The organism is Rummeliibacillus sp. G93, from assembly GCF_023515935.1.
GTDB classification, from domain to species: domain Bacteria; phylum Bacillota; class Bacilli; order Bacillales_A; family Planococcaceae; genus Rummeliibacillus; species Rummeliibacillus stabekisii.
The window spans coordinates 132,996-152,025 of sequence record NZ_CP097314.1; the positions used below are offsets into that span (position 1 = coordinate 132,996).

9 protein-coding genes, 15 tRNA genes, 3 rRNA genes, 2 other RNA genes, 1 pseudogene and 2 riboswitches are annotated in these 19,030 nt (G+C 42.0%); of the genes and pseudogenes, 22 read left to right on the top strand and 8 right to left on the bottom strand.

The genetic code is table 11. From position 1 onward, the window contains the following. Positions 1-203: 203 nt before the first annotated feature. On the bottom strand, positions 204-1,688 hold the full coding sequence (locus M2M59_RS00690) for a catalase (RefSeq protein ID WP_150285620.1): 1,485 nt from the start codon (positions 1,686-1,688) through the stop codon (positions 204-206). Between the two features lie 514 nt (positions 1,689-2,202). Here M2M59_RS00690 and M2M59_RS00695 point away from each other — a divergent pair. Further along, positions 2,203-3,285 carry a nitric oxide synthase oxygenase gene (locus M2M59_RS00695; protein ID WP_249775172.1) on the top strand — a complete coding sequence of 361 codons (1,083 nt, stop codon included), beginning with the start codon at positions 2,203-2,205 and terminating at the stop codon, positions 3,283-3,285. A 61-nt stretch (positions 3,286-3,346) separates the two neighbouring features. Here M2M59_RS00695 and M2M59_RS00700 read toward each other — a convergent pair whose 3' ends face one another. Next, positions 3,347-4,558 carry a CynX/NimT family MFS transporter gene (locus M2M59_RS00700; RefSeq protein ID WP_249775173.1) on the bottom strand — a complete coding sequence of 404 codons (1,212 nt, stop codon included), beginning with the start codon at positions 4,556-4,558 and terminating at the stop codon, positions 3,347-3,349. 194 nt (positions 4,559-4,752) lie between these two features. Beyond that, positions 4,753-4,932, top strand: a riboswitch (Lysine riboswitch). 140 nt (positions 4,933-5,072) lie between these two features. Here M2M59_RS00700 and M2M59_RS00705 point away from each other — a divergent pair. The 3 genes from M2M59_RS00705 to M2M59_RS00715 all read left to right on the top strand — a co-directional run bounded on the left by M2M59_RS00705 (position 5,073) and on the right by M2M59_RS00715 (position 8,996). Beyond that, a complete protein-coding gene (locus M2M59_RS00705) occupies positions 5,073-6,584 on the top strand; it encodes an amino acid permease (protein WP_249775174.1) in 1,512 nt (503 codons plus the stop codon). A gap of 204 nt (positions 6,585-6,788) precedes the next feature. Next, positions 6,789-6,890, top strand: a riboswitch (purine riboswitch). Between the two features lie 128 nt (positions 6,891-7,018). Continuing rightward, positions 7,019-7,612 carry a xanthine phosphoribosyltransferase gene (locus M2M59_RS00710; RefSeq protein WP_370454704.1) on the top strand — a complete coding sequence of 198 codons (594 nt, stop codon included), beginning with the start codon at positions 7,019-7,021 and terminating at the stop codon, positions 7,610-7,612. Between the two features lie 13 nt (positions 7,613-7,625). After that, positions 7,626-8,996 (top strand): nucleobase:cation symporter-2 family protein, encoded by a 1,371-nt coding sequence (locus M2M59_RS00715; RefSeq protein ID WP_249775175.1) that lies wholly within the window; start codon positions 7,626-7,628, stop codon positions 8,994-8,996. Between the two features lie 92 nt (positions 8,997-9,088). Here the strand turns inward: M2M59_RS00715 and M2M59_RS00720 are convergent, their stop codons facing one another. After that, positions 9,089-9,649: an SLOG family protein gene (locus M2M59_RS00720; RefSeq protein WP_249775176.1), complete on the bottom strand. Its 561-nt coding sequence runs from the start codon at positions 9,647-9,649 to the stop codon at positions 9,089-9,091. Positions 9,650-10,250: 601 nt separating this feature from the next. On the opposite strand from M2M59_RS00720, the gene M2M59_RS00725 reads away from it, so the two are divergent. From M2M59_RS00725 to M2M59_RS00810, 18 genes are all read left to right on the top strand, one after another. Beyond that, a 16S ribosomal RNA gene (locus tag M2M59_RS00725) occupies positions 10,251-11,798 on the top strand. A gap of 192 nt (positions 11,799-11,990) precedes the next feature. Further along, a 23S ribosomal RNA gene (locus tag M2M59_RS00730) occupies positions 11,991-14,919 on the top strand. A 113-nt stretch (positions 14,920-15,032) separates the two neighbouring features. After that, positions 15,033-15,148, top strand: a 5S ribosomal RNA gene (rrf, locus tag M2M59_RS00735). Together the 16S, 23S and 5S rRNA genes with 15 tRNA genes alongside form the textbook arrangement of a ribosomal RNA operon. 8 nt (positions 15,149-15,156) lie before the next feature. Continuing rightward, positions 15,157-15,232: transfer RNA gene (locus M2M59_RS00740), tRNA-Val, on the top strand. A 9-nt stretch (positions 15,233-15,241) separates the two neighbouring features. Beyond that, a tRNA-Lys gene (locus tag M2M59_RS00745) sits at positions 15,242-15,314 on the top strand. A gap of 13 nt (positions 15,315-15,327) precedes the next feature. Next, positions 15,328-15,409 (top strand) — tRNA-Leu (locus M2M59_RS00750). A 13-nt stretch (positions 15,410-15,422) separates the two neighbouring features. Next, positions 15,423-15,497, top strand: a tRNA-Gly gene (locus tag M2M59_RS00755). Positions 15,498-15,533: 36 nt separating this feature from the next. Continuing rightward, a tRNA-Arg gene (locus M2M59_RS00760) sits at positions 15,534-15,610 on the top strand. Between the two features lie 4 nt (positions 15,611-15,614). Continuing rightward, positions 15,615-15,691: transfer RNA gene (locus M2M59_RS00765), tRNA-Pro, on the top strand. 19 nt (positions 15,692-15,710) lie between these two features. Next, a tRNA-Ala gene (locus M2M59_RS00770) sits at positions 15,711-15,786 on the top strand. A 15-nt stretch (positions 15,787-15,801) separates the two neighbouring features. After that, a tRNA-Ser gene (locus tag M2M59_RS00775) sits at positions 15,802-15,894 on the top strand. A gap of 40 nt (positions 15,895-15,934) precedes the next feature. Then, positions 15,935-16,011, top strand: a tRNA-Asp gene (locus M2M59_RS00780). A 27-nt stretch (positions 16,012-16,038) separates the two neighbouring features. Beyond that, a tRNA-Phe gene (locus tag M2M59_RS00785) sits at positions 16,039-16,114 on the top strand. A gap of 9 nt (positions 16,115-16,123) precedes the next feature. Continuing rightward, positions 16,124-16,196 (top strand) — tRNA-Thr (locus M2M59_RS00790). Between the two features lie 6 nt (positions 16,197-16,202). Beyond that, positions 16,203-16,286 (top strand) — tRNA-Tyr (locus M2M59_RS00795). 5 nt (positions 16,287-16,291) lie between these two features. Further along, positions 16,292-16,368: transfer RNA gene (locus M2M59_RS00800), tRNA-Ile, on the top strand. 14 nt (positions 16,369-16,382) lie between these two features. Beyond that, positions 16,383-16,459 (top strand) — tRNA-Asn (locus tag M2M59_RS00805). A gap of 5 nt (positions 16,460-16,464) precedes the next feature. Then, positions 16,465-16,536, top strand: a tRNA-Glu gene (locus M2M59_RS00810). A gap of 124 nt (positions 16,537-16,660) precedes the next feature. On the opposite strand, the gene M2M59_RS16495 is transcribed toward M2M59_RS00810, so the two are convergent. The 5 genes and pseudogenes from M2M59_RS16495 to M2M59_RS00830 form a co-directional block, all read right to left on the bottom strand. After that, positions 16,661-17,005 carry a methyl-accepting chemotaxis protein gene (locus M2M59_RS16495; RefSeq protein WP_371859440.1) on the bottom strand — a complete coding sequence of 115 codons (345 nt, stop codon included), beginning with the start codon at positions 17,003-17,005 and terminating at the stop codon, positions 16,661-16,663. Positions 17,006-17,098: 93 nt separating this feature from the next. Further along, positions 17,099-17,428 (bottom strand): annotated as a pseudogene (locus M2M59_RS16500) (PAS domain-containing protein); the annotation flags it as partial. Between the two features lie 227 nt (positions 17,429-17,655). Beyond that, positions 17,656-17,848: non-coding RNA, 6S RNA (ssrS, locus tag M2M59_RS00820), on the bottom strand. A 53-nt stretch (positions 17,849-17,901) separates the two neighbouring features. After that, positions 17,902-18,094: non-coding RNA, 6S RNA (gene ssrS / locus M2M59_RS00825), on the bottom strand. 127 nt (positions 18,095-18,221) lie between these two features. Continuing rightward, positions 18,222-18,851, bottom strand: coding sequence for a YfbR-like 5'-deoxynucleotidase (locus M2M59_RS00830; RefSeq protein ID WP_147195729.1), 630 nt, complete (start codon positions 18,849-18,851; stop codon positions 18,222-18,224). Positions 18,852-19,030 lie beyond the last annotated feature (179 nt).

The following is a 19,030-nucleotide window of genomic DNA, read 5'->3' on the forward strand; positions in this document are numbered from 1 at the left end:
AAGTTATCCTTTGTTATTTTCGTCAACCTTATTTATTCTCCATTGGCTGTTTCTTTCCTACATTCACAAATCGTAATAAATGGCAGCCAAAGATTAAAACTTTTTTCTCGAAAGGGATAACTACATATATGAAAGTGTTAAAAAAGCTGTATCACTCAGAAGAGTGATACAGCTTTTTTGGATATGTTGTCGAGTTGTTTAGATTAGTGATATTGAATTTCTTTGTTGACATCAATGTTATTGATATCGATGCCCATTGCTTTTGCAACGCCTGCACCATAAGCAGGGTCTGCTTTATAGCAGTGGATAATGTGGCGTTCTTTAATGAAGTCTTCCACGCCTTCCATATTGCGAGCTGTATTTTCAAATAAGCGTTGTTGTTCTTCAGCAGTCATGATATTGAATAATTTTCCTGGTTGTTCGAAGTAATTAGAGTCATCTTCGCGGAAATCATAAATATCTGCTGGACCTGCTTCTTCAGCTGGGTTTTTGAATTCAGGTTGTTCTTTCCATTCACCATAGCTATTTGGCTCATAGTGAAGTGTGCTACCTAAGTTGCCGTCAACACGCATAGCGCCATCGCGATGGAAGTTATGCACTGGGCATTTTGGTGCGTTTACTGGAATTTGGAAATTATTCACACCTAGGCGGTAGCGTTGTGCATCTGCATAGGAGAATAAACGAGCTTGCAACATGCGGTCTGGTGAGAAGCTAATACCAGGCACTACATTTGATGGTTGGAATGCAGCTTGTTCTACATCAGCAAAGTAGTTTTCTGCATTGCGATTTAATTCAAATTCTCCTACTGGAATTAGTGGGTATTCAGATTTATACCATACTTTTGTTAAATCGAATGGATTGTCGCGGTGATTACGCGCTTGTTCATCTGTCATCACTTGGATAGACATTTTCCATTTCGGGAATTCACCGCGTTCGATTGCTTCGTATAAATCACGTTGTGAAGACTCACGGTCATTTGCAACTACTTCTGCTGCTTCTTGGTCAGTGTAGTTTTTAATTCCTTGTTGTGTTTCAAAGTGGAATTTAACATACACGCGCTCATTATTAGCATTAATCATTGAATAAGTATGAGAACCAAAACCATGCATATGGCGGTAGTCAGTAGGAATTCCACGGTCGCCCATTACATATGTGATTTGGTGCAATGCTTCAGGAAGATTTGTCCAGAAGTCCCAGTTATTATTCGCGGAGCGCATATTTGTACGAGGGTCGCGTTTAACAGCATGGTTTAAATCAGGGAAATGCATGGCATCACGGAAGAAGAATACAGGTGTATTATTTCCGACTAAGTCCCAGTTACCTTGTTCTGTGTAGAATTTTAATGCAAAACCACGGATGTCACGTTCTGCATCAGCAGCACCACGTTCGCCGGCTACTGTTGAGAATCGAGCAAACATGTCTGTTTTCTTGCCAACTTCAGAGAAGATAGCCGCTTTTGTATATTTTGTAATATCGTGCGTTACAGTAAATGTTCCGAATGCACCTGATCCTTTTGCGTGCATACGGCGTTCAGGAATCACTTCACGGTTAAAGTTTGCTAGTTTTTCAATTAAATAAACATCTTGCAATAGAACTGGACCACGTTTGCCTGCTGTCATTGAATTTGTATTGCTTACGACAGGTGCACCAGCCGCAGTTGTTAATTTTTTATTTTGGTCGTTTGCCATTCATAATTCCCCCTTAAATCTATAGAATTATCTCTTCGAAAATAACTATAACAGAGTCATAGCTAAATGTAAATTATAATAATTATTTTTAAGGAATTTCTATCTTAAAGAATAGAATATAAATAATACGGTGTTTGTCAATTAATTTGCTTCCTTAAATTGTGAAAAATAAAAGTTGTTAATTCAACGTTAAACGTTGCCAGTAATACAGTTTAGATGTAATTTAAATGGTTTGGAAAACATATTTTATTTGACTTCTTTTATTATATTAACTGTATTAACAACTTATTTATAATAATTACTATTATCATTGGGAGGCTATGGATAGGTATAAATGAAAATATATATCTATTATTATACGCTATGAATACATAACCAAATCTATTCCTTTTATCAACATTGAATAAGTGGATGCTATTTCTCCAATTCTTTATAAATGAATATATAATCTACATATTTTTTCACTGATTTTTTTGATTTATCATAGGGGTAATGACAGGTCGAGGAGGACATAATGGCCATAATAGATGAAGCAGTCGCTTTTTTGACTTTATATTATAAAGAGAATCATTTGCCGGACGAGCAATTAGATCATCGTTTGAAAGAGGTACGTCAAGAATTAGAGGAAAATGGAAGTTATAAGCATACTCCTGAAGAATTAAGCTACGGTGCTCAGGTAGCTTGGAGGAACAGCAATAAGTGTATAGGCAGATTGTTTTGGAAAACCCTTCAGGTGAAGGATGAACGGGGCGTATTAGAAGAAGAAACTATTTTTCAAAAATTGATCAATCATATTGAATATGCCTTCAATAATGGGAAAATCAAGCCTGTTATCACAATTTTTGAGCCTGGCCGTGTCCGTATTTGGAATCATCAATTGATACGCTATGCGGGTTATGAATGTGAAGATCAATCCATTGTGGGTGATGCGGATTCGGTTGCTTTTACAAATGAGTGCTTAAAACTTGGATGGAAAGGGAAGAGAGGGCAATTTGACGTGTTGCCTTTAGTTATTCAAGTTGATAATCGGCCACCTAAGTTCTTTGAGATTCCTTCTATATACATAAATGAAGTGGAAATCAGGCATCCGGAATATAGCTGGTTTTCTGAGTTGCATTTAAAGTGGTATGCAGTTCCTATCATTTCAAGTATGCCTCTTGAGATAGGGGGAGTCGTCTATACTGCTGCTCCTTTTAACGGTTGGTATATGGGAACGGAAATTGGTGCAAGAAATCTTGCAGACGAAAATCGTTATAATCAGCTCCCTTTTATTGCGAAGAAGATGGGTTTAGATATGCGATCAAACACAAACTTGTGGCAAGATCGTGCACTAATTGAATTAAATGAAGCCGTTTTGTATTCTTTCCGGGAAGATGGTGTCAGCATTGTGGATCATCACACTGCAGCACAGCAATTTAAACGTTTTGAAATGAACGAAGAAGCGGAAAATAGAGATGTGACAGGCAATTGGACTTGGCTTATTCCGCCTCTATCGCCGGCTTTAACGCATATCTTCCATAAACCGTATAAAAATAAAAAAAACACTCCATCTTATATGTATCGGCCATCACCTTTCAAAGGGTTGGGAGACAGATAAAGCAGAGAAGAATAAGAATGAAAAAGCGCTCATTAGCTAAAAGCTAATGGCGCTTTTGCTATTATTCTTTCGTTACAAATCGGTCTTTAGCAGAAATGAATGCAAAGACGAACAAAAGGACTGTGACAATAAGATATAAGCTGTTCGCAGCATGCCAACTATTAAAGCTATCATGGATAAAACCGTATAGTACAGGTCCTACTGCAGCGAGCAAATACCCGATGGATTGTGCGGTGCCTGAAAGTTCAGCTGCTTCTTGAGCGTTGCGTGAACGAAGAGAGAAAAGCATCATAGAAAGACTAAAGGATGCCCCTCCAGCGAATCCAATCATTAACATCCATAACAATGTAAGCTCTGTCCAATTCATAAATATACCTACGAAGCCTGCAAAGTAAAAAAGTGACAATAATGCAACGAGCGGTCTTTGGTCAGCTTTTTTACCTGCAAGAATCGGGGTTAAAAAAGTCATTGGCAATTGTGCTATCTGTAGAATAGAAAACATCCATCCCGCTTTGCTCGGGCTCATGCCTTGGGTTTCAAGCAGCCCTGGAATCCAAGTAGCCGTCGTATAAAACAACAGGGATTGTAGCCCCATCGTGAAGGTGATAGCCCAAGTAAGAGGATACTTCCACATAGGTTTAGTGCGTTGAGAAGGTTCATTGTTGTTTGTCACCTTCACATGATTCTGCAGCTGCGGTAACCATACTATGATAGCGAGAATGGCCAGAATACCCCAACAGGCAAGAGCTCCCTTCCATCCGATTGTTGTTTCTGCTATTGGATTGCTCACGCCCGCTGCTATACTGGCGGATAGGTTCATGGAAACAGAATAAAGTGCTGTTAATAATCCTACTTGAAGAGGAAACTTTAATTTAATAAGAGCAGGCAAGAGGACATTGCCAAATGAAATAGCAACTCCGATGATAATCGTTCCAAAGAACAAGAAAAAGATACTGCCCGCTGAACGCATTAAGATACCTATAGCCAAAAGTATTAAGGCTGATAACAATGTTCTTTCAAATCCAACACGCTGTGAAATTTTAGGGACAAATGGTGAAATAACTGCAAATGCAAGCAAGGGGATAGTTGTAATCAATCCCGCCCACACATTTGATATAGTGAGCCCTTCTTTAATATCTGCAATAATAGGGCCAACAGCAGTGAGAGGGGATCGCAAAGTTGTGGCGATAAAGATAATACCGAGCACTAAAAGCCATGTTTTTTTGTCCCATGACAGCTTCTTGTTTCGGTTCGTAGCTTGTTCTGAAGCCAAAGGAAATCCTCCTTTTGAATTTTTAATAGATATTAAAAACGTACAGGAATCATTTTGCTTTATCAATATTTGTTTTACAAAACATGTCCCCTTCTTTCTAAAATATAGTAATTTTCTATTTACCCTTGTAGTCATGTGCTTAATATATTACAATGTAGGTAACTTAAAACTATATATTGCATGCCTCATCCAATAGATGAGGTAGAGGTCGCGGTATTCATGAGTATAATCGACGAGGCGAGAAAGCGTTTAGGACTCGATTAAAAAGGGAATATTGCCGAAGTACAAGCAAGCTTTTTATTGCTAGTGCTGGGGCTGCTATCGAAAGGTGCAGAACTGTCACGCCAATGTCGGCGTGTTGAGCTATCTTGATCAAGGTTGATGGGGAATTCGGACGCCATCTCAGTTATATATGTGATGGCTTTTTTATTTAAATTTTAGCTGTTATAGACAGCTGCGAAGAATACCTTCAGCTCGACCTTTTCTTGCAATGAAAAACGGAAAGAGGAGAGTTATGAATAGAGTAGAAACACATACAAATGCAGGAATACGAACAAACATTAAACATGATTCTCATTCAAATACACAACAGAAACTGAAACGCAGCTTAAAAAGCCGCCATATTTCCATGATTTCACTTGGCGGTACAATCGGTACAGGCCTACTTCTAGCAAGCGGCAACTCGGTTGCAGCAGCAGGGCCCGGAGGAGCACTGTTAGCTTATGGCCTAATTGGTGTAATGGTATTTTTCCTTATGACAAGTTTAGGGGAAATGGCCGCTTATATGCCTGTATCAGGATCATTCAGCACGTATGCTTCCAAATTTGTTGATCCTTCATTAGGATTCGCGCTTGGTTGGAATTATTGGTACAACTGGGCAGTAACGATTGCAGCTGAAATTTCAGCTGTAGCGATTGTTATGAAATATTGGTTCCCGCACACTCCTTCATTTATTTGGAGTGCTGCATTTCTTATAATTATCTTTACTTTAAACTTTTTGTCAGTGAAAAGTTTTGGCGAAAGCGAATATTGGTTTGCGCTTATTAAAGTGGCAACAATTATTATATTTATCATCATTAGTTTCTTAATGATTTTTGGTATTCTCGGCGGACATGCTCCGGTCGGATTTACTAATTTCTTTAAAGGCGACGCGCCTTTCCATGGTGGATTTTTTGCTACATTAGGCATTTTCTTAGCTGCAGGCTTCTCCTTCCAAGGGACAGAATTGCTTGGGATTACAGCTGGTGAAACGGAAAATCCTGAAAAAACAATCCCACAGGCTGTGCGCTCGGTCTTTTGGCGAATTCTATTGTTTTATGTTTTAGCTATCTTAGCGATTGGCTTATTAATTCCTTATACGGATGCACGTTTAGCAAATAGCGATGACGTGGCAGTAAGTCCTTTTACATTAATATTTGAAAATGCAGGCATTGCCTTTGCTGCTTCTGTGATGAACGCAGTTATTCTTACGGCGATTCTTTCAGCCGGCAACTCAGGGTTATATGCAGCATCTCGTACATTACGTGAATTAGCAGTGGAAGGTAATGCACCGAAGATTTTCAAAAAGCTAAACAACCGAGGTGTTCCTGTTGCAGCACTTGTTTTAACAGTAGCAGTGGCTTGTTTATCCTTTTTGGCATCATTTTTTGGATCTGGAACAGTGTATATCTGGCTTTTAAACGCTTCTGGTATGTGCGGTTTCATTGCATGGCTTGGTATAGCGACCAGCCATTATCGTTTCCGAAAAGCATTTGTGGCACAGGGCCGTGATCTCTCAGAGTTGCCTTATCGCTCTAAATTTTTCCCGTTTGGTCCGATTTTTGCCTTTGTCCTTTGTGCGATTGTTATCTTAGGACAAAACTACACAGCGTTTACAGGCGACCATATTGATTGGTACGGCATCCTAGTATCCTATATTGGCTTGCCAATCTTCCTTGTTATCTGGTTTGGCCATAAACTGAAATGCAAAACAAAGGTTGTACGTCTAGAAAAGGCAGATCTGACAACGAAACGCCAAGTACAATAATTTAAATCTTGAAGGCTAATCTATCAACGTTGGTAGATTAGCTTTTTTGTTGTGAATTGAGCCGTTTCGTTTTACATAATGTTCGCTTTTTAAATGTTTCTATCAGAATAATTAATCTGTTTATTCGGTTTTGGGTTATTTACCAACACTTACAAAGAGAATTTATATTGAATTTTACGTTTTACATGCTATAATAAAGATAATCAAAATTACATAACATTCACTCATATAATAGCAGGGATATGGCCTGCAAGTTTCTACCAGATTACCGTAAATGATCTGACTATGAGAAGCAATCTAGTAAATAGTAGTTTGTTCATTACATTCTATTTGCTATTACTTTCGACAATAAGTCGAAGGACTTTGCTCCACTCGTAGATGATTGGATGTATTAGTTCTTCGGCTTTTTTGTACGTAAAAAAGCCGAAGTGCTAATGAAAAGAAGGGAGTTCCTCGTGTTGAAAGCACTTCAGGATAAAATCGTAAACGAAGGTAAAGTAATATCAGAGGGAGTTTTAAAAGTAGATTCTTTCTTAAATCATCAGATTGATCCACAATTGATGAAAAAAATTGGTCAAGAATTCGCGGAGCTTTATAAAAATGAAGGAATTACAAAAATATTAACAATCGAATCATCCGGCATAGCACCAGCTGTGATGGCTGGCCTTCTATTAGAAGTGCCTGTAGTCTTTGCACGTAAAAGCAAATCGGTGACGTTGATTGATAACCTATATACAACTGAAGTATATTCATTCACTAAGAAAGTAACTAGCACGCTGACAGTGTCAAAAGATTACTTAACAGAAGATGATGTAGTACTTGTCATTGATGATTTTTTAGCTAATGGCGAAGCAGCTAAAGGCTTAATTCATCTTATCGAACAAGCAGGGGCAACTATTAGCGGTATCGGTATTGTTATCGAAAAGGGATTCCAACAAGGTGGTCAGGTTTTACGCGACAAAGGATATCGAGTGGATTCACTGGCAATTGTTTCATCATTAGAAAACAAAGAAATCCAATTTTCTTAGGAGGCGGCAAAGAATGAACAAAGCAAAACTTGCAACACTGGGCATTCAACACTTATTGGCGATGTATGCAGGTGCTATATTAGTGCCGCTTATAATTGGTGGGGCGTTAAAGTTTAATACAACACAACTAACGTACTTAGTTTCGATTGATATCATGATGTGTGGGATTGCTACATTATTGCAAGTTGCACGAGGCAAAGTATTTGGTATTGGCCTTCCTTTAGTGCTCGGGTGTACGTTTACAGCCGTTACGCCTATTATTGGCATTGGCGACAAATATGGCCTTGGTTCAATTTATGGTGCGGTCATCACTTCAGGTTTAATTATTGTTTTGATTTCAGGTTTCTTTGGTAAACTGGTTAAATTTTTCCCTCCGGTTGTGACAGGTAGTGTTGTAACAATCATCGGAATTACATTAATTCCAGTAGCTATCAACAATGCGGGCGGTGGACAAGGAGCAGCTGATTTCGGATCTGCTTCTAACATTACACTTGCGTTTGGCACGCTTCTTGCGATTATCTTGTTATACCGATTCACAAATGGATTCTTTCGTTCGATTGCGATACTGATCGGCCTAGTACTTGGCACAATTGCGGCAGGTTTTATGGGTAAAGTTGACTTTACTCCTGTAAAAGAAGCAGCATGGGGCCAAATCGTAACGCCATTTTACTTCGCAACACCAGAGTTTCACGTTGTACCTATTATTACTATGACGCTGGTGGCTCTAGTATCTTTGGTTGAATCAACAGGTTCTTATTTTGCATTAAGTGATATGACTAATACGCCAATTGATGATAAAGCACTTGCAAGAGGATATCGTTCAGAGGGCTTAGCTTCTATTATCGGTGGAATCTTTAACTCATTCCCATATACCGCTTTTTCACAGAATGTAGGCCTTATGCAATTGACTGGCGTTAAAAATCGTGCAGTAATCTTTATTACTGGTATCTTTCTTGTAACATTAGGATTCTTACCTAAAATTGCGGCATTAACGACAATTATTCCAACTGCTGTGCTTGGTGGGGCTATGATTGCTATGTTTGGCATGGTGGTTTCACAAGGTATTAAAATGTTAGGCTCTGTTATTGGTGAAACAGAAGGTAACCCTATGATCGTTGCATGCGCGGTAGGAATGGGGCTTGGCGTGACTGTAGTTCCCCAAATTTTTGACATCTTACCTGAAAGTGTACGTATATTAACAAGTAATGGCATAGTGGCAGGAAGTGTAACAGCAATTGCAATGAATATAGTCTTTAATATGCTTCCTTGGGGCCGTAGTGAAAAGGTGAAATCAAGTTCTTTGGATAGTTCAATGAAAAGAGAAGCCGTTTCAACTAAAGGCAAAGAGCTTCCGAAAAATAAGAGTTATGGTCAGGTTCATTAGTACAAATCAGTTTCCTTCTATTAATGAAGGAGGAATTTAAAGAATAAAACGGTGCCCTTCTTCAACATCTAGAAAGTGTTGAGGAGGGGCATTTACATTTCCCACTTTTTCATTTGTTCTTCCTCAGCGATTAACTGCAAGTCATACGCATTTATTAAAAGAATTTCATAGTCAAACTTGTCGGCATACTGCGCGGCAAGTTTTTTTATATACTTTGGCGAGCCTTCATTTTCTTCATCGTATACGATTAAAATGCCATCCGAATGCTGAATAAGAAATTTATTGCTCTCAACAAACTGCCAAGGTGCTTCATAAGGACGATTCGTTAGACTTGTGGTGTAATCAGCGAGAGAGAGTATCATTTCGTATTTCTCTTGCTTTGCTTCATTCCATCTCTTCTCTTGATCCAAAAAAGGTGTCATAATGGCATATTTCAGTTCGGGATATTCTAATTGAAGGTCCATCACAATTTCCGCGGCCCATGTTTCTACTCCTAGCGCACCGGTCATTATTATCCACTCAAGACCTTCTTCAATTAAAGGTAGCAACCTCTCTTTGATAGCTTGCTTGATTATAGGAATCCCAGCATGCTTATCGTCAAAGATGCCAAGTTCATGTGCCTTGTAACCAGTAATGACGAGTCTTTTTATCATTAGAACACTCCTTTGGTGAGAAATATAAAAACCGATTTCCCATTAGCCTAAAAGAAACCGGTTGACTGATATAAATATAGAAATAGTTTATAGGTTAAGCAGAACTGTGCTACAAAACCTACATTTAATTTTACAATAGTTGGCTTTTGATGGCAACGAGGGTGTATGGGGATCTAATTAGTTCTTATTTATAGAAGAAACTCTTATTAACTACTCAAAGGTGTAGCATCTGTTATTACGACTTCATTGATATTGAAAGAGAAATTAGTGCGTGTGATGAGGCGATTATAATAGAAGCCGTTTTGTATAAAACAATAATTGAATTATGTGTTGACATACCTTCTAGAAGTTGTTATTATATAAAAGTTGCTGATAGCGACTTACCAAGTTAGCGAACTTCAAATAAAAAAACTTTTGAAAGTTGTTGACAAGTCGATTTAGAAATGATATTATATAAAAGTTCGCTAAAACAAACGAACGACATGAACCTTGAAAACTGAACAAGCAAGATGTTAATCATTTAAACTTACTAACAACTGTTAGTTTTAAAGACATCATCGTAAAGATGATGCGCTAGTGAAATTTTGAGCAATCAAACACTTTTATGGAGAGTTTGATCCTGGCTCAGGACGAACGCTGGCGGCGTGCCTAATACATGCAAGTCGAGCGAATGACGAGGAGCTTGCTCCTCTGATTTAGCGGCGGACGGGTGAGTAACACGTGGGCAACCTGCCCTGCAGACTGGGATAACTTCGGGAAACCGGAGCTAATACCGGATAATCCATTTTACTTCATGGTGAAATGTTGAAAGGCGCTTTCGCGCCACTGCAGGATGGGCCCGCGGTGCATTAGCTAGTTGGTGGGGTAACGGCCTACCAAGGCGACGATGCATAGCCGACCTGAGAGGGTGATCGGCCACATTGGGACTGAGACACGGCCCAAACTCCTACGGGAGGCAGCAGTAGGGAATCTTCCACAATGGACGAAAGTCTGATGGAGCAACGCCGCGTGAGTGATGAAGGTTTTCGGATCGTAAAACTCTGTTGTAAGGGAAGAACAAGTACGTTAGGAAATGAACGTACCTTGACGGTACCTTATTAGAAAGCCACGGCTAACTACGTGCCAGCAGCCGCGGTAATACGTAGGTGGCAAGCGTTGTCCGGATTTATTGGGCGTAAAGCGCGCGCAGGTGGTTTCTTAAGTCTGATGTGAAATCTCGCGGCTCAACCGCGAGCGGTCATTGGAAACTGGGGAACTTGAGTGCAGAAGAGGATAGTGGAATTCCAAGTGTAGCGGTGAAATGCGTAGAGATTTGGAGGAACACCAGTGGCGAAGGCGACTGTCTGGTCTGTAACTGACACTGAGGCGCGAAAGCGTGGGGAGCAAACAGGATTAGATACCCTGGTAGTCCACGCCGTAAACGATGAGTGCTAAGTGTTAGGGGGTTTCCGCCCCTTAGTGCTGCAGCTAACGCATTAAGCACTCCGCCTGGGGAGTACGACCGCAAGGTTGAAACTCAAAGGAATTGACGGGGGCCCGCACAAGCGGTGGAGCATGTGGTTTAATTCGAAGCAACGCGAAGAACCTTACCAGGTCTTGACATCCCAGTGACCGCTCTAGAGATAGAGTTTTCCCTTCGGGGACATTGGTGACAGGTGGTGCATGGTTGTCGTCAGCTCGTGTCGTGAGATGTTGGGTTAAGTCCCGCAACGAGCGCAACCCTTGATCTTAGTTGCCATCATTTAGTTGGGCACTCTAAGGTGACTGCCGGTGACAAACCGGAGGAAGGTGGGGATGACGTCAAATCATCATGCCCCTTATGACCTGGGCTACACACGTGCTACAATGGACGGTACAAAGAGTCGCAAACTCGCGAGAGCAAGCTAATCTCATAAAACCGTTCTCAGTTCGGATTGTAGGCTGCAACTCGCCTACATGAAGCCGGAATCGCTAGTAATCGCGGATCAGCATGCCGCGGTGAATACGTTCCCGGGCCTTGTACACACCGCCCGTCACACCACGAGAGTTTGTAACACCCGAAGTCGGTGAGGTAACCTTTTGGGGCCAGCCGCCGAAGGTGGGATAGATGATTGGGGTGAAGTCGTAACAAGGTAGCCGTATCGGAAGGTGCGGCTGGATCACCTCCTTTCTAAGGAATTTAACGGAATACAGACTTCGTCTGTAGGATTAACATCTTGCTGTTCAGTTTTGAGGGTTCATACTCTCAAAACATTGTTCTTTGAAAACTGGATAAAACGACATTGAAGAAATTCTTAAGTAACACATTTATTAAGTTTTAAATTTTTTAGGCTTAATAACTTAAAGGCTTTTATAAGCCAACGGTTAAGTTATTAAGGGCGCATGGCGGATGCCTTGGCACTAGAAGCCGATGAAGGACGGCACTAACACCGATATGCTTCGGGGAGCTGTAAGTAAGCTTTGATCCGGAGATTTCCGAATGGGGAAACCCTCTATCCGTAATGGGGTAGAATCTTGACGTGAATTCATAGCGTCTTGATGGCAGACTCAGGGAACTGAAACATCTAAGTACCTGAAGGAAGAGAAAGAAAATTCGATTCCCTTAGTAGCGGCGAGCGAAATGGGAAGAGCCCAAACCAAGAGGCTTGCCTCTTGGGGTTGTAGGACACTCTATACGGAGTTACAAAGGAATGCGTTAGGCGAAGCGGTTTGGAAAGACCCACCATAGCAGGTAACAGTCCTGTAGTCAAAAGTGCATTCTCTCTTGAGTGGATCCTGAGTACGGCGGAACACGTGAAATTCCGTCGGAATCTGGGAGGACCATCTCCTAAGGCTAAATACTCTCTAGTGACCGATAGTGAACCAGTACCGTGAGGGAAAGGTGAAAAGCACCCCGGAAGGGGAGTGAAAGAGATCCTGAAACCATGTGCCTACAAGTAGTTAGAGCCCGTTAATGGGTGATAGCGTGCCTTTTGTAGAATGAACCGGCGAGTTACGATTACATGCAAGGTTAAGTTGAAGAGACGGAGCCGCAGCGAAAGCGAGTCTGAATAGGGCGAATAAGTATGTGGTCGTAGACCCGAAACCAGGTGATCTACCCATGTCCAGGGTGAAGGTAAGGTAACACTTACTGGAGGCCCGAACCCACGCACGTTGAAAAGTGCGGGGATGAGGTGTGGGTAGCGGAGAAATTCCAATCGAACCTGGAGATAGCTGGTTCTCTCCGAAATAGCTTTAGGGCTAGCCTCGTGATGAAGAATCCTGGAGGTAGAGCACTGTTTGGACTAGGGGTCCATCCCGGATTACCGAATTCAGACAAACTCCGAATGCCAGTGATTTATACACGGGAGTCAGACTGCGAGTGATAAGATCCGTAGTCAAAAGGGAAACAGCCCAGACCACCAGCTAAGGTCCCAAAGTAATTGTTAAGTGGAAAAGGATGTGACGTTGCTTAGACAACCAGGATGTTGGCTCAGAAGCAGCCACCATTTAAAGAGTGCGTAATAGCTCACTGGTCGAGTGACGCTGCGCCGAAAATGTATCGGGGCTAAACAATTCACCGAAGCTGTGGATAGACATCTACGATGTCTGTGGTAGGAGAGCGTTCTAAGTGCTGTGAAGTCAGACCGGAAGGACTGGTGGAGCGCTTAGAAGTGAGAATGCCGGTATGAGTAGCGAAAGATGGGTGAGAATCCCATCCACCGAATGACTAAGGTTTCCTGAGGAAGGCTCGTCCTCTCAGGGTTAGTCGGGACCTAAGCCGAGGCCGACAGGCGTAGGCGATGGATAACAGGTTGATATTCCTGTACCACCTCCCTGCCATTTGAGTAATGGGGGGACGCAGTAGGATAGGGTAAGCGCACTGTTGGTTATGTGCGTCCAAGCAGTAAGGCGTGAGAGTAGGCAAATCCGCTCTCTATAACGTTGAGCTGTGATGGCGAGCTCTTTAGAGCGAAGTTCCTGATTTCACACTGCCAAGAAAAGCCTCTAGCGAGGCAGGAGGTGCCCGTACCGCAAACCGACACAGGTAGTCGAGGAGAGAATCCTAAGGTGAGCGAGAGAACTCTCGTTAAGGAACTCGGCAAAATGACCCCGTAACTTCGGGAGAAGGGGTGCTCTAGTAGGGTGCAAGCCCGAGAGAGCCGCAGTGAATAGGCCCAGGCGACTGTTTAGCAAAAACACAGGTCTCTGCAAAACCGTAAGGTGACGTATAGGGGCTGACGCCTGCCCGGTGCTGGAAGGTTAAGGGGATTGCTTAGCGCAAGCGAAGGTGAGAACCGAAGCCCCAGTAAACGGCGGCCGTAACTATAACGGTCCTAAGGTAGCGAAATTCCTTGTCGGGTAAGTTCCGACCCGCACGAAAGGCGTAACGATCTGGGCACTGTCTCAACGAGAGACTCGGTGAAATTATAGTACCTGTGAAGATGCAGGTTACCCGCGACAGGACGGAAAGACCCCGTGGAGCTTTACTGTAGCCTGATATTGAATTTTGGTACAGCTTGTACAGGATAGGTAGGAGCCATTGAAACCGGAGCGCCAGCTTCGGTGGAGGCGTCCTTGGGATACTACCCCAGCTGTATTGAAATTCTAACCCGTACCCCTGATCGGGGTAGGAGACAGTGTCAGGCGGACAGTTTGACTGGGGCGGTCGCCTCCTAAAGAGTAACGGAGGCGCCCAAAGGTTCCCTCAGAATGGTTGGAAATCATTCGTAGAGTGTAAAGGCACAAGGGAGCTTGACTGCGAGACCTACAAGTCGAGCAGGGTCGAAAGACGGGCTTAGTGATCCGGTGGTTCCGCATGGAAGGGCCATCGCTCAACGGATAAAAGCTACCCCGGGGATAACAGGCTTATCTCCCCCAAGAGTCCACATCGACGGGGAGGTTTGGCACCTCGATGTCGGCTCATCGCATCCTGGGGCTGTAGTCGGTCCCAAGGGTTGGGCTGTTCGCCCATTAAAGCGGTACGCGAGCTGGGTTCAGAACGTCGTGAGACAGTTCGGTCCCTATCCGTCGTGGGCGTAGGAAATTTGAGAGGAGCTGTCCTTAGTACGAGAGGACCGGGATGGACACACCGCTGGTGTACCAGTTGTTCTGCCAAGAGCATCGCTGGGTAGCTATGTGTGGACGGGATAAGTGCTGAAAGCATCTAAGCATGAAGCCCCCCTCAAGATGAGATTTCCCATTACGCAAGTAAGTAAGATCCCTCAAAGACGATGAGGTAGATAGGTTCGAGGTGGAAGTGTGGCGACACATGGAGCTGACGAATACTAATCGATCGAGGACTTAACCAAATTCTTAAGAACCTTCAATTCACGTTTATCCAGTTTTGAAAGAACAACTTTCTTTCAATAAGAAGGATTTCAAGACACGAGCAGTAGTGCGATGTGTATTGGAAGCCGAATAGTCTAGTAATGATGGCAAAGAGGTCACACCCGTTCCCATGCCGAACACGGAAGTTAAGCTCTTTAGCGCCGATGGTAGTTGGGGGCTTCCCCCTGTGAGAGTAGGACGTTGCTAGGCATAAATATGGAGGATTAGCTCAGCTGGGAGAGCATCTGCCTTACAAGCAGAGGGTCGGCGGTTCGATCCCGTCATCCTCCACCATTTTTAAATGAGTCATTAGCTCAGTTGGTAGAGCATCTGACTTTTAATCAGAGGGTCGTAGGTTCGAATCCTACATGACTCATCATTTAAATTACGCGGGTGTGGCGGAATTGGCAGACGCACTAGACTTAGGATCTAGCGCCGCAAGGCGTGGGGGTTCGACTCCCTTCACCCGCATTAGTTTTTTTGCGCGGAAGTAGTTCAGTGGTAGAACATCACCTTGCCAAGGTGGGGGTCGCGGGTTCGAACCCCGTCTTCCGCTCCACTTATAAAATTATTGAAACTTTTTTATTATAGATTTGCGCCCATAGCTCAACTGGATAGAGCGTCTGACTACGGATCAGAAGGTTGTGGATTCGACTTCTGCTGGGCGCACCATTTCCGGGAAGTAGCTCAGCTTGGTAGAGCACTTGGTTTGGGACCAAGGGGTCGCAGGTTCGAATCCTGTCTTCCCGACCATTTATACTATATATACATTGGGGCCTTAGCTCAGCTGGGAGAGCGCCTGCCTTGCACGCAGGAGGTCAGCGGTTCGATCCCGCTAGGCTCCACCAATTTTCAATAATAACGGAGGAATACCCAAGTCTGGCTGAAGGGATCGGTCTTGAAAACCGACAGGCGGGTCAAACCGCGCGGGGGTTCGAATCCCTCTTCCTCCTCCATTTAAATTTTCATTGATACATAGAAAATAAAAAATTATATGGTCCGGTAGTTCAGCTGGTTAGAATGCCTGCCTGTCACGCAGGAGGTCGCGGGTTCGAGTCCCGTCCGGACCGCCACTTTTTAAATGAATAATTATTTGTTATGGGTCGGTAGCTCAGTTGGTAGAGCATTAGATTGAAGCTCTAAGTGTCGGCAGTTCGATTCTGTCCCGACCCACCATAACAATACGCCGGTGTAGCTCAGTTGGTAGAGCAACTGACTTGTAATCAGTAGGTCGAGGGTTCGACTCCTTTCGCCGGCATTTTTTGGAGGGGTAGCGAAGAGGCTAAACGCGGCGGACTGTAAATCCGCTCCTTCGGGTTCGGCAGTTCGAATCTGCCCCCCTCCACCATATATGGGCCTATAGCTCAGCTGGTTAGAGCGCACGCCTGATAAGCGTGAGGTCGATGGTTCGAGTCCATTTAGGCCCACCATTACATTATGTGATTCCGAAGTAGCTCAGTTGGTAGCAGCATCTGACTGTTAATCAGAGGGTCGCAGGTTCGAGTCCTGCCTTCGGAGCCATAGAAGGCCCCTTGGTCAAGCGGTTAAGACACCGCCCTTTCACGGCGGTAACACGGGTTCGAATCCCGTAGGGGTCATAATAAAAAAACTCTTGGAAAATTTCCAAGAGTTTTTATTTTGCACTTTTTAAGCATAAGGTATTCCTTAATCCTAGGCGGACTTTATATACGTGTTCTCGTAGTTCTATAGTGAAGTGCTCATTTACTTGTTTAGTGCTTCCAATTCTATTAAAACTTTTTTAAATTGAAGCTCTGCATCTAGAATGATATGTTGCAAATCTTTTGTGATATTGTTTACCTGTTTTGTTTCAATTCTAATATGATCCACATTCATATTAACTTGATTTATAAATTCTGCTACATTATTCGCTAGCTTGCGTACCTCTTCTGCCACAATACTAAAACCCTTTCCTTGGTCTCCTGCACGTGCAGCTTCAATGGCTGCATTTAATGCTAATATGTTTGTTTTCGTGGCTATGCTTCTCATTAATTGAGATACTTCACTTATTAATTGAGTCTGTTTAGTTAGTGATTGCAAAGCATCCATCTTGGATTCAGTGTTTTCCGTAACAGCTTTTACTAAGTTAGTAGGAATCTCTTTTAATTGGCGGGTGGTAGAGATAGTTTTATTTTCCCGTTCTGTAATATCAGTTGCAATCTTTAAGATACCTTCTATTTCACCTGCCTTGTTTAGGACAGGAATATAGGTAGCTTCAAGCCATACAGTTTTTCCATATTTATTAATACGTTCAATTTTCTCTTGAAATCGAACACCTTGCTTTAAATTTTCCCATAATGCAATGTATTCTTTGCTGCTTGAAAATTCATGTGTACAGAATTGTTCGTGTTTCATGTTTAACATTTCATTAGCTGTATAATTCAGTGTGTTTGCAAAGTTTTCATTTGCCCAGATGACTTCCCGATTCAGGTTAAATTCCACCATTGCTAAATTTTTTTCAAGCGCCAACAATACAAATTCCTCATTTAATATTTGAGAGCTGCCTGTTATAAGGTTAGTTTTAATGTTCTTTTTCCTCTCATTATATGTATTTCCTTTTTCCTATTTTAAAAAGAATTAAGTGTAATTATACCATTAGACTAATTCCTTTGATATATATTTCTTTGTAGAAAAAGGTAATAATAATTAAAGAACCAATGAAAAAGCATCCCTTATAAAAGGGATGCTGGAAATTCAATAGGTAAGCCACTTTTGCCGTAATTTTAAATATCGAAAGTTTTAAACCACCACTCCTCAAAGTGGGTGTTCGCAGAGCATTTCATGTTCGTCCGCATCAAGATGGATGCGGCATACCAGTCCGTACTCAATTAAAACTCCCTATTACAGCTTAAAGGTTAAAACTTCATATTATTACGTACAATGTAGCTTGTATTGATATATTACTACTAATTAAATTTGAATTCAAGAAAGAAAGCTTGAGTAATTAATAAGCCGCCTTTGCCGTAATTTTAAATATCGAAAGTTTTAAACCACCACTCCTCAAAGTGGGTGTTCGCAGAGCATTTCATGTTCGTCCGCATCAAGGTGGATGCGGCATACCAGTCCGTACTCAATTAAAACTCCCTATTACAGCTTAAAGGTTAAAACTTCATATTATTACGTACAACGCAGCTTGTATTCATATAATACTCCCCTTGAAGGCAATCCGCAAGAGAGAACACCTATGAAATTATTGGGAAAATAAATCTTACTTTTTCTTCATTGTATAGAAGAAAATAAAAAAGCATATGCCTATGATTCAGGCCTAAGCTTCAGAAAGAACGTGTTGGGTAAGCGTAGTAATATCGATTGGCGTCTTCTCAGAAACTACGTCTGCCAAGATGACATTTTTAAAGTACTTTACACATGTAGGAAGAGGAATTTTCAATAACTTTGTTAATGCTTCCTCATACATGCTTACAAATTCCTTATCGGTGTTTCCTCTTTTCAACTCAGAGAAAGCTTCATAGAAGAGATCGAGCTTATCCGCAAATTCTAGCAATAGTCCTTCAAGCGTTGAATCTTTTCCTTCTTTCATGCGATCAAAGAATATTTCTTGGAATTCCTCAGGGATTTCGTGAAGGATGAATTTTTCCATCATTTTTTCTTCTACATGTGAAATCATCTGTTTTAATTCTGGTGATGCGTGTTTGACAGGGGTCTTAATATCACCAATGAAGACTTCCGCAAAGTCATGGTTAATCGTTTTTTCATAAAGTGACTTCCAATCAACTGTAGCCCCCTCCATTTCCTCTAGGGTACCGAAAAACATGGCGTATTGGGATACTTTCCAGGAATGTGCTGCCACGTTATGCTCTTCAAACTTAAAACGTCCTGGACAACGAATAATTCTTTCTAAATCCGTTAAACTTGTAAAAAATCTATGAATGCCTATATTAATCACTTCCTTGAAAATAGTATATGCCTTGCTAAAAAATTGTGAACATAAAAATGCGTATTAGGGTTTACTACAATCAGTGCAATAAAGCACATCAGAGAAAAATTTTGTAGTTTCACCCTTATTATAGTCGGAAAAATAAAAGTTATCCGGTTATTTACGGAAACGTAAACAGA

Bases quoted from the DNA above. Each gene is read 5' to 3' on its own strand.
- M2M59_RS00690 (WP_150285620.1), bottom strand. From the start codon at position 1,688: ATGGCAAACGACCAAAATAAAAAATTAACAACTGCGGCTGGTGCACCT.
- M2M59_RS00695 (WP_249775172.1), top strand. From the start codon at position 2,203: ATGGCCATAATAGATGAAGCAGTCGCTTTTTTGACTTTATATTATAAA.
- M2M59_RS00705 (WP_249775174.1), top strand. From the start codon at position 5,073: ATGAATAGAGTAGAAACACATACAAATGCAGGAATACGAACAAACATT.
- M2M59_RS00710 (WP_370454704.1), top strand. From the start codon at position 7,019: ATGAAAAGAAGGGAGTTCCTCGTGTTGAAAGCACTTCAGGATAAAATC.
- M2M59_RS00715 (WP_249775175.1), top strand. From the start codon at position 7,626: ATGAACAAAGCAAAACTTGCAACACTGGGCATTCAACACTTATTGGCG.
- M2M59_RS00720 (WP_249775176.1), bottom strand. From the start codon at position 9,649: ATGATAAAAAGACTCGTCATTACTGGTTACAAGGCACATGAACTTGGC.
- M2M59_RS16495 (WP_371859440.1), bottom strand. From the start codon at position 17,005: ATGGATGCTTTGCAATCACTAACTAAACAGACTCAATTAATAAGTGAA.